Here is an 8861-nt window from a genome sequence, read left to right on the forward strand (position 1 = left end):
GGGCCACCTCGGGGTTCGGGGCGGTCGTAGGGTGGCCTCATGGCCTTCCCCACCCATCGGCCGCGGCGGCTGCGGACCACCCCGGCCCTGCGCCGGCTCGTCGCCGAGACGGACCTGCGTCCCCGCCACCTCGTGCTGCCGATGTTCGTCAAGGAGGGCGCGAGCGAGCCGGTGCCGATCGCGTCGATGCCCGGTGTCGTCCAGCACACGCGTGACTCGTTGCGGAAGGCGGCCGCCGAGGCCGTCGCAGCGGGTGTGGGCGGGCTGATGCTCTTCGGCGTGCCCGAGCGGCGCGACGCCACCGGCTCGGCGGGCGTCGACCCGGACGGCGTGCTCAACGTCGCCCTGCGCGACGTCAGAGCCGAGGTGGGGGACGCCACCGTGCTGATGGCCGACACCTGCCTCGACGAGTTCACCGACCACGGCCACTGCGGTGTGCTCGACGCGGAGGGCCGCGTGGACAACGACGCCACCCTCGCCGTCTACGCCGAGATGGCCGTGGCGCAGGCCGAGGCCGGGGCGCACCTGCTCGGGCCCAGCGGGATGATGGACGGCCAGGTCGGAGTGATCCGGGAGGCGCTCGACGCCGCAGGCCACCTCGACGCCGGCATCCTCGCGTACAGCGTGAAGTACTCCTCGGCGTTCTACGGGCCGTTCCGCGAGGCCGTGGAGTCGCAGCTGCGCGGGGACCGCAAGACCTACCAGCAGGACGGCCCCAACGTGCGGGAGGCGCTGCGCGAGCTCGCGCTCGACCTGGAGGAGGGGGCGGACCTGGTGATGGTCAAGCCCGCGCTGGCCTACCTCGACGTGCTGCGTGCCGTGGCCGAGACGGCCGACGTGCCGGTGGCGGCCTACCAGGTGTCGGGCGAGTACGCGATGGTGGAGGCGGCGGCGGCCAACGGGTGGCTCGACCGCGACCGCACGGTGCTCGAGACGCTCACCTCCATCCGGCGCGCCGGCGCGGACATCGTGCTCACCTACTGGGCCACCGAGGTGGCGGCCAGACTCTCCACGGAGTGAAACGTGCGGTCGTGACCGGTTCGCAATGCTCGGGCATGTCCGAAACCCCGTGTTGTGACCGTTCTCGGCGATAGGATCGCGGCCCGCGTGATCAATTGTGGAGGGCTCGCGATGACGTACGACCCCGGGAACCCCGGCGATCAGCCCCAGCCGCCCGGCGGCCAGAGCTGGTCCGGGGGACAGCAGCCGCCGCCCTACCCGGGTGGCTACGGCCAGCAACCTGCCCAGGGCTGGGGTCCTCCTCCCGGGCAGCCGCCGTACGGCGACCCCTCCGGCGGCTACGGACCCGGTGGGGGTGGAAGCCCTCAAGCGCAGGCCAAGGGCTTCTTCGCGGCGTTGTTCGACTTCCGGTTCAACAGCTTCGCCACACCCGCCGTGGTGAAGGTGATCTACGTCGTCGGCCTGGTGCTCCTCGGCCTGGCGTACATCGGCTTCGTCATCGCCGCCTTCACCCAGAGCGTCGGGTACGGGCTGCTCGTGCTGATCCTCGGAGCGATCGTCGCGCTGTTCTACCTGACGTTGTTCCGCATCACGCTCGAGTTCTACTACGCCGTGGTCCGCATGTCGGAGGACATCCATCATCGCCGCTGAGGTGCGTGGACAGCAGATCAGACCCGGCCTTACGGTAGCGCCGTGACCACACCGTCCGACCCGCAGCGCGGGGGCCGGCCCGACGACGCCCCTCGCGACGGCCAGGACGCGCAACAGCCGGCGCCGTCCACCCCACCGGGGGAGGGCGGTCAGAGCGAGGCGCCGCCCGGCCAGTACGGCGGGCAGCCGGGCCAGTACGGCGAGCCGCCTGCTCAGTACGGCCAGCAGCCGGGTGCGTACGGCCAGCCCGGCCAGTACGGCCAGCCCGGTCAGTACGGCGGGCAGCCGTACGGCCAGCAGCCCCAGTACGGGGGCGGCCCGTACGGCCAGAGCCCCTACGGCGGCCAGCAGCCCTACCCGGGCGGCCAGCCCTACGGTGGCCAGGGCTCCTACGCCTACAACCCGTACGGCACGTCCTCGTATCCCACGGGTCCGGACAAGGACGACGACGCCCCGGTCCCACGCCCGCGGGTCATGATCCTGTCGTTGCTGATGCTGATCCTCAGCTCGCTGCCGTTCCTCGGGCTCGGGCTCGTGCTCGTCGTGTCGGCGGAGAACGGCGCGCAGCTCTTCGACGCCGCCCAGACCCGCCAGCTGGAGGAGGCAGGCGTCTCGGCGACAGAGATCATCCGCATCGTCGGTGCGGTCATCCTCGTCATCGCCGTGCTCTACATCGGCTTCGCCGTGCTGGCCTTCATCGGGCACAACTGGGCCCGGATCATCGTCGCGATCATGACGGCGGGATTCACCCTGCTGGCGTTGAGCACCGTGTTCACCGGCCTCAGCGCCGACAACTCCAGCCTGCTCTTCACGGTGGCGGTGACGATCCTCGCGGTGGCAGGCACGGTCATCCTGTTCATGCCGGAGGCTCGTCGCTTCTACGCGTCCCGCCGCTGATCGGCCCACCGCCCACCGGCCCGTCGCGACCCGGTGTAAGACTGGCGGACGTGGGAAGCTCGCCAACCTCGGCCGTCACCGGTACGGGCGCCGACATGTCCCGTCAGCTGTTCGAGCGCGCGTGCGCCGCGATTCCCGGCGGGGTGAACAGCCCGGTCCGGGCGTTCACGTCGGTCGGCGGCACGCCACGCTTCATGGTGTCCGCCACGGGTCCGTGGCTCACCGACGCGGACGGCAACCGCTACGTCGACCTCATCAGCTCGTGGGGCCCGATGATCCTCGGCCACGCGCACCCCGCCGTCGTCGACGCCGTGCGCACGGCGGCGGGCGACGGGCTCTCCTTCGGCGCTCCGACGCCGGGCGAGATCGAGCTGGCCGAGGAGATCATCGGCCGGGTCGGGCCCGTGGAGCAGGTGCGGCTGGTCAACTCCGGCACCGAGGCCACGATGAGCGCGATCCGGCTCGCCCGTGGCATCACGGGCCGGCGGGTGATCGTCAAGTTCGCCGGCTGCTACCACGGCCACGTCGACGCCTTGCTCGCCCAGGCGGGCTCCGGTGTCGCCACGCTGGGCCTGCCGACCAGCCCCGGCGTCACCGGCGCCCAGGCCGCCGACACCGTGGTGCTGCCCTACAACGACCTCGAGGCCGTCCGCGCCGTGTTCGCCGAGCGCGGCAGCGAGATCGCCTGTGTCATCACCGAGGCGGCCGCCGGGAACATGGGGGCGATCCCGCCGAGGCCGGGCTTCAACGCCGGGCTCCTGGAGGTCTGCCACGCGCACGGCGCGCTGCTCGTCGTCGACGAGGTGATGACCGGGTTCCGCGTGTCTCCCGCCGGCTGGTTCGGTCTCGACGGGGTGGCGGGCGACCTCTACACGTTCGGCAAGGTCATGTCGGGTGGGCTGCCGGCGGCCGCGTTCGGTGGCTCCGCCGCACTCATGTCGCACCTCGCGCCCGCTGGGCCCGTCTACCAGGCCGGGACGTTGTCGGGGAACCCCGTCGCCGTCGCCGCCGGGCTGGCCACGCTGCGCAACGCCACCGCCGAGGTCTACGCGGCGCTGGACGCGAACGCCGCCCGGCTCGGCGCGGTGATCGGTGACGCGCTCCGCGCCGAGGGCGTGCCCCACCACGTCCAGTTCGCGGGCAACCTGCTGTCGGTGTTCTTCACCGACGACGAGGTGCACGACTACGCCGCGGCGCAGGCCGCGGCGACCTGGCGGTTCCCCGCGTTCTTCCACGCGCTGCTGGAACGGGGCGTGTACGCCCCGCCCAGCGCGTTCGAGGCGTGGTTCGTCTCCGCGGCCCTGGACGAGGACTCCTGGTCGGCGATCGAGGCGGCCATGCCGGCTGCGGCCAGGGCGGCGGCCACGGCCACCGCCCCCGCGGAGGCGGGACAGTGACGCACCTGGTGCGCCGGTCAGCGGCGGGGGCAGGCGCGTGACCGACGTGCGGACGGTGGTGCATCTGCTGCGCCACGGCGAGGTGCACAACCCGGGCGGCGTCCTCTACGGCAGGCTGCCCGGGTTCCACCTGTCCGAGCACGGGCGCAACCAGGCCGAGATCGTGGCGAAGGCGCTGACCGACGCCGACATCACCGCCCTGTACGCCTCTCCGCTGCAGCGCGCGCAGGAGACCGCCGGCCCGGTCGCGGCCTCCCACGGCCTGCAGATCGTCACCGACGACGGGCTCATCGAGGCGGCCAACCGGTTCGAGGGCAAGACGGTCTCGGTCGGTGGCGGTGCCCTGCGCGTCCCGCGGTACTGGCCGCTGCTGCGTGACCCGTTCACGCCGTCATGGGGCGAGCCGTACCTGCAGATCGCGCACCGGATGCTCGCCGCCGTACACCGCGCACGGGCGGCTGCGGAGGGCCACGAGGCGCTGTGCGTCTCCCACCAGCTCCCGATCTGGACGCTGCGCCGGTTCGTCACCGGTCAGCGGCTGTGGCACGACCCCCGCAGGCGCCAGTGCTCGCTCGCGTCGCTGACGTCGCTGGTGTTCACCGGCACCGAGCTGACCCAGCTGCGCTACAGCGAGCCGGCCGGAGGCAGCGAGCCAGGGCAGACGGGCGCATGAGACGGATCTGGATCGCAGTCGGCGTCGCGCTGTTGCTGCTGCTCGCGGGCTGCGCCGGCACCAAGGATGCGGTGGCCCAGACCGGGAACTTCGAGTTCGTCGCACCGGGCGGCAAGACCACGATCTTCTACGATCCGCCGGCGAGCCGCGGCAAGGCGGCCGGCATCAGCGGGGACAGCCTGCTGCACGAGGGCACCACGGTCGGCCTGGACGACTACGCCGGGAAGGTCGTGGTCCTCAACATCTGGGGCTCGTGGTGCGGCCCGTGCCGCGCGGAGATGCCGCAGCTGCAGTCCGTGCAGGAGCAGACCGGGGCGGCCGTGCTCGGCATCGACGTGCGGGACGACCGCGACGCCGCCACCGACTTCGTGCGTGACCGGGGCGTCACCTTCGACTCGATCTTCGACGCTCCCGGCCGCACCCTGGCGGCGCTGCGCGGGTACCCCCGCAACACCGTGCCGTCCACGCTGGTGCTCGACCGGCAGCACCGCGTGGCCGCCGTGTACCTGACGACGGTCCGGGTGAGCGAGCTCGCGCCGGTGATCCAGCGGTTGCAGGCGGAGCCCGCCTGACCTGCGCCGGGCGCCGGTTCGGCCGCCCGGTCTGAATCACGGCTTTTCACTACACGTTGTAGAACCCGGTGCGCGGGATGCGACGGGCCAGGCTTACTCTCGTCGGTGATGGACCCCACGACCACTCTCGCGGTCTCCGGCCCGCTGCTGCTCGCAGTGGCGGTCGCGGTGTTGGCAGGTGCCGTGAGCTTCGCGTCCCCGTGCGTGGTCCCGCTCGTCCCCGGTTACCTCGCGTACCTGGCGGGGCTGGTCGGCGCCGACGCCCCGCCCGCCACGCTCGCCGAGGTCCGGCAGCGGCAGGCAGGCCGGTGGCGCGTCGCCGGTGCGGCGGCGCTCTTCGTCGCCGGGTTCACGCTCGTCTTCGGTGTCATCCTGGTGGGCGTCGTCTGGCTCTCCGACGCGCTGGTGGACAACCAAGTGCTGCTGCAGCGGGTGGGCGGCGTCGTGATGATCGTGATGGGGCTGGCGTTCGTCGGGCTCATCCCGGTGCTGCAGAACGAGCGGCGCGTGCACTGGGTGCCGCGCGCCGGGGTGTGGGGCGCGCCGCTGCTCGGAGCGGTGTTCGGCCTGGGCTGGGTCCCGTGCATCGGGCCGACGCTCGCCGGTGTCGTCGCGGTGGCGGCGGGCACGGGTGGGGGCTCCCTGCGCGGCGTCGTGCTCACGCTGGCCTACTGCGCCGGGCTCGGGCTGCCGTTCGTGCTGATCGCACTGGGCGCGTCCCGGGCCGTCCGCGCGCTCGGCTGGCTGCGCAGGCACACGCGCGTGATCCAGGTCGCGGGCGGCGCGCTCATGGTGGCTGTCGGCCTCCTGCTCGTCAGTGGGCTCTGGGGCGGCCTGCTGGCCGAGCTGCAGACGTCCGTCGCCGGCTTCACCCCGGTGCTCTGACGATGGCGTCCACGGAACTGGCGACCCGCCCACCGGAGTCGGGCGACCCGCGCCCGACGGGCGGGCGACTCGCGATACCGCGGAACGCGTGGCGCGCGCTCACCTCGATGCGGACGGCGCTCATCCTGCTGTTCCTGCTGGCACTGGCCGCGATGCCGGGTGCACTCCTGCCGCAGCGCTCGCTCAACCAGCAGCTCGTCGACCAGTACTTCACCGACCACCCGAGCATCGCCCCGCTGCTGTCCCGCCTCGGCTTCTTCGACGTCTTCGCGGCCCCCTGGTTCGCAGCGATCTACCTGCTGCTGATGATCTCGCTGGTGGGATGCGTGCTCCCGCGCACGATCGAGCACGCGAAGACGATGCGCGCGGCGCCGGTGGCCACCCCGCGCAACCTGGGCAGGCTCCCGCACCACGGCAGCGCCACTCTCGACGTGGGGCCCGAGGAGGCGGCGGAGCGGGTCCGCCACCGGCTGCGCGGCTGGCGGAAGGTGGAGACGGCCACCGGCTCCGGACGCACGATCTCCGCGGAGAAGGGCTACCTGCGCGAGTTCGGCAACCTGCTGTTCCACCTCAGCCTCATCGGGCTGCTCGTCGGGTTCGGCGCCGGCAAGCTGTACGGCTACGGCGGCCAGGTCATCGTGCTGGCCGACGGCGGGCAGTTCTGCAACACCGGCATCCTCGGGTACGACTCCTTCCAGGCCGGCCTGCGCGTGGACGGCACCAACCTCCAGCCGTTCTGCGTGCGGGTGAACGACTTCGAGGCCAGCTACCTGCCCGACGGCCAGCCCGAGAGCTACCACGCCTCCATCGGCTACCAGACGACCGACGACCTGAACGCCGGCCGGGTGGACCAGTGGCGCCCGTACCCGCTGGAGGTCAACAGCCCGCTGCGCCTCGACGGCAGCCGCGTCTACCTGATCAACCACGGCTACGCGCCGCGGTTCACCGTGACGTTCCCGGACGGGCAGAAGCGCACCGGTGAGATCCAGTGGCAGCCCGTCGACGCGACGACGTACCTCTCGCAGGGCGCCACCAAGTTCGAGCCGCCCGGCGTCACCGACGAGGAGAAGCGCCGCACCAGCCAGCTGGCGATCACGGGGCTGCTGGCGCCCACGAGCTCCGGGGGCCAGGTCGTGACCTCGGTGTTCCCGGCATTGCGTGACCCGGAGGTGGCGGTCGACGTGCTCCGCGGCGACCTCGGGCTCGACGACGGTCGCGGCCAGTCGATCTTCGAGGTCGACCAGAGCAAGATCGACTCGGGTCAGCTGAAGCAGGTCGCGCGCGCCAACCTCGTCCCCGGTCAGTCCATCACCCTGGACGACGGGACGATCGTCACCTTCGACGACGTGCGGCAGTGGGTCGCGCTGCAGATCAGCCACGACCCCGGGCAGGACACCGTGCTCGTGTTCGCCGTGCTCATGCTCATCGGGCTGGGGCTGTCGCTGAGCATCCGGAGGCGCCGCTTCTGGGCGAGGCTCACCCCCACCGCGGACGGCACCCGTACCGTCGTCGAGATCGGCGGTCTGGCGCGCACGGACCGGGCGGGTTACGGCGAGGAGTTCGACCGGCTACGGGCGGACCTCCTGGACGCACCCCACACCGGCGCAGAAGTCGACGGTTCCGGGGCCGACGGTCCCAACACGGCAGCGAAGGACGGCTGATGCTCACCGAATTCGCCCTCTACAGCGACCGCCTCTTCATGGCGGCCGTCGGCGTCTACGTGCTCGCGATGGTCCTGCACGGCGCCGAGTACGCCGTGCAGCGGTCCGCCAAGGGCGTGCTCGTCGGCGCCGGTGGCCCGGCCGTCGAGACCGATGCGCCCCCACCCGATGCGCCCCCGCGCGACGGGTCCGGGCCCGGCCGGGCCGAGCGCTACGGCCGGATGGGCGTGTCCCTGGTCGTGCTCGGGGCGGTACTGCAGGCCGCGTCGATCGTGCTGCGCGGGCTCGCCGCGCAGCGCTGGCCGCTGGGCAACATGTACGAGTTCACCTCGGCCATCTGCCTGGCGGCCGTGGTCGCGTGGCTCGTGGTGCTCCGGCGGTCGCCCGCGTCGCGGCCGATGGGCCTGTTCGTGCTGCTGCCGGTGGTCATCCTGCTGTTCCTCGGTGGCACGGTGCTCTACGCGCCCGCCGCACCGGTGATGCCCGCACTCCAGTCGTACTGGCTCGTGGTGCACGTCACGACGGTCAGCATCGCGTCGGGTCTCCTGATGGTTCCCGGCGTGGCGAGCCTGCTGTTCCTGCTGCGCCGTTCGGGGAAGCTGGAGGGCTTCGCGGAGCGGCTGCCGAGCGCCGACGCCCTCGACCGCCTCGCCTACCGCATCACCATCATCGCGTTCCCGCTCTACACGTTCGCCATCATGGCCGGCGCGATCTGGGCCGAGGCGGCGTGGGGACGGTTCTGGGGCTGGGACCCGAAGGAGACCGTCGCGTTCGTCGCGTGGGTCATCTACGCCGCCTACCTGCACGCCCGCGCCACGGCAGGCTGGCGCAGCGGGCCGGCCGCGTGGGTCAACGTCGCCGGTTTCGCCGCGGTGATCTTCAACCTGTTCTTCATCAACATGGTCGTCTCGGGTCTGCACTCCTACGCGGGACTCGGCTGATCGGGCGTGCGACACGCGGCACCCGTCCGCGTCTCGACCATGACGGTGCGGTACGACTACCGTCGGCATTCGTGCAGGTGATCAGCGGTGCGCGCACGGGGGAGCCCGATGACGGAGCGTGATCCCGGGGACGACCGGGACTACCCGGACGGCTCAGTGGGTCGCTACGTCCGGGAGCGGTGGGGCACCCTGCCCAGCCGCCCTGCCCAGCCGCTGTCTCTTAA

General features: G+C 72.2%; 9 protein-coding genes. All 9 read left to right on the forward strand.

The window, feature by feature from the left end; all coding sequences use genetic code 11:
* The first annotated feature begins 39 nt into the window (after nucleotides 1-39).
* The 9 genes from hemB to ccsB all read left to right on the forward strand — a co-directional run bounded on the left by hemB (nucleotide 40) and on the right by ccsB (nucleotide 8637).
* Nucleotides 40-1020 (forward strand): porphobilinogen synthase, encoded by a 981-nt coding sequence (hemB, locus tag HF577_RS35140; RefSeq protein WP_169400321.1) that lies wholly within the window; start codon nucleotides 40-42, stop codon nucleotides 1018-1020.
* A gap of 111 nt (nucleotides 1021-1131) precedes the next feature.
* A complete protein-coding gene (locus HF577_RS35145) occupies nucleotides 1132-1611 on the forward strand; it encodes a DUF4282 domain-containing protein (protein WP_169400322.1) in 480 nt (159 codons plus the stop codon).
* A gap of 42 nt (nucleotides 1612-1653) precedes the next feature.
* Nucleotides 1654-2508 (forward strand): hypothetical protein, encoded by an 855-nt coding sequence (locus HF577_RS37745; protein ID WP_211175327.1) that lies wholly within the window; start codon nucleotides 1654-1656, stop codon nucleotides 2506-2508.
* 95 nt (nucleotides 2509-2603) lie between these two features.
* Nucleotides 2604-3905: a glutamate-1-semialdehyde 2,1-aminomutase gene (gene hemL / locus HF577_RS35155; protein ID WP_169400323.1), complete on the forward strand. Its 1302-nt coding sequence runs from the start codon at nucleotides 2604-2606 to the stop codon at nucleotides 3903-3905.
* Nucleotides 3906-3951: 46 nt separating this feature from the next.
* On the forward strand, nucleotides 3952-4578 hold the full coding sequence (locus tag HF577_RS35160) for a histidine phosphatase family protein (protein ID WP_169400328.1): 627 nt from the start codon (nucleotides 3952-3954) through the stop codon (nucleotides 4576-4578).
* Entirely contained in the window at nucleotides 4575-5150 is a 576-nt protein-coding gene (locus HF577_RS35165) for a TlpA family protein disulfide reductase (RefSeq protein WP_169400324.1), read from the forward strand. The genes HF577_RS35160 and HF577_RS35165 overlap by 4 nt, the downstream gene beginning before the upstream one ends.
* Before the next feature lie 108 nt (nucleotides 5151-5258).
* Entirely contained in the window at nucleotides 5259-6035 is a 777-nt protein-coding gene (locus tag HF577_RS35170) for a cytochrome c biogenesis CcdA family protein (RefSeq protein WP_169400325.1), read from the forward strand.
* A 2-nt stretch (nucleotides 6036-6037) separates the two neighbouring features.
* Nucleotides 6038-7696: a cytochrome c biogenesis protein ResB gene (gene resB / locus HF577_RS35175; protein ID WP_169400326.1), complete on the forward strand. Its 1659-nt coding sequence runs from the start codon at nucleotides 6038-6040 to the stop codon at nucleotides 7694-7696.
* Nucleotides 7696-8637 carry a c-type cytochrome biogenesis protein CcsB gene (gene ccsB / locus HF577_RS35180; protein WP_169400327.1) on the forward strand — a complete coding sequence of 314 codons (942 nt, stop codon included), beginning with the start codon at nucleotides 7696-7698 and terminating at the stop codon, nucleotides 8635-8637. The genes resB and ccsB overlap by 1 nt, the downstream gene beginning before the upstream one ends.
* Nucleotides 8638-8861 lie beyond the last annotated feature (224 nt).

Source organism: Pseudonocardia xinjiangensis, assembly GCF_012911925.1.
GTDB lineage: Bacteria > Actinomycetota > Actinomycetes > Mycobacteriales > Pseudonocardiaceae > Pseudonocardia > Pseudonocardia xinjiangensis.

What these genes read in the sequence shown, in the direction of transcription:
- HF577_RS35145 (WP_169400322.1), top strand. Translation starts at nt 1,132, where the DNA reads ATGACGTACGACCCCGGGAACCCCGGCGATCAGCCCCAGCCGCCCGGC.
- resB (WP_169400326.1), top strand. Translation starts at nt 6,038, where the DNA reads ATGGCGTCCACGGAACTGGCGACCCGCCCACCGGAGTCGGGCGACCCG.
- ccsB (WP_169400327.1), top strand. Translation starts at nt 7,696, where the DNA reads ATGCTCACCGAATTCGCCCTCTACAGCGACCGCCTCTTCATGGCGGCC.
- hemL (WP_169400323.1), top strand. Translation starts at nt 2,604, where the DNA reads ATGTCCCGTCAGCTGTTCGAGCGCGCGTGCGCCGCGATTCCCGGCGGG.
- hemB (WP_169400321.1), top strand. Translation starts at nt 40, where the DNA reads ATGGCCTTCCCCACCCATCGGCCGCGGCGGCTGCGGACCACCCCGGCC.
- HF577_RS35170 (WP_169400325.1), top strand. Translation starts at nt 5,259, where the DNA reads ATGGACCCCACGACCACTCTCGCGGTCTCCGGCCCGCTGCTGCTCGCA.
- HF577_RS35165 (WP_169400324.1), top strand. Translation starts at nt 4,575, where the DNA reads ATGAGACGGATCTGGATCGCAGTCGGCGTCGCGCTGTTGCTGCTGCTC.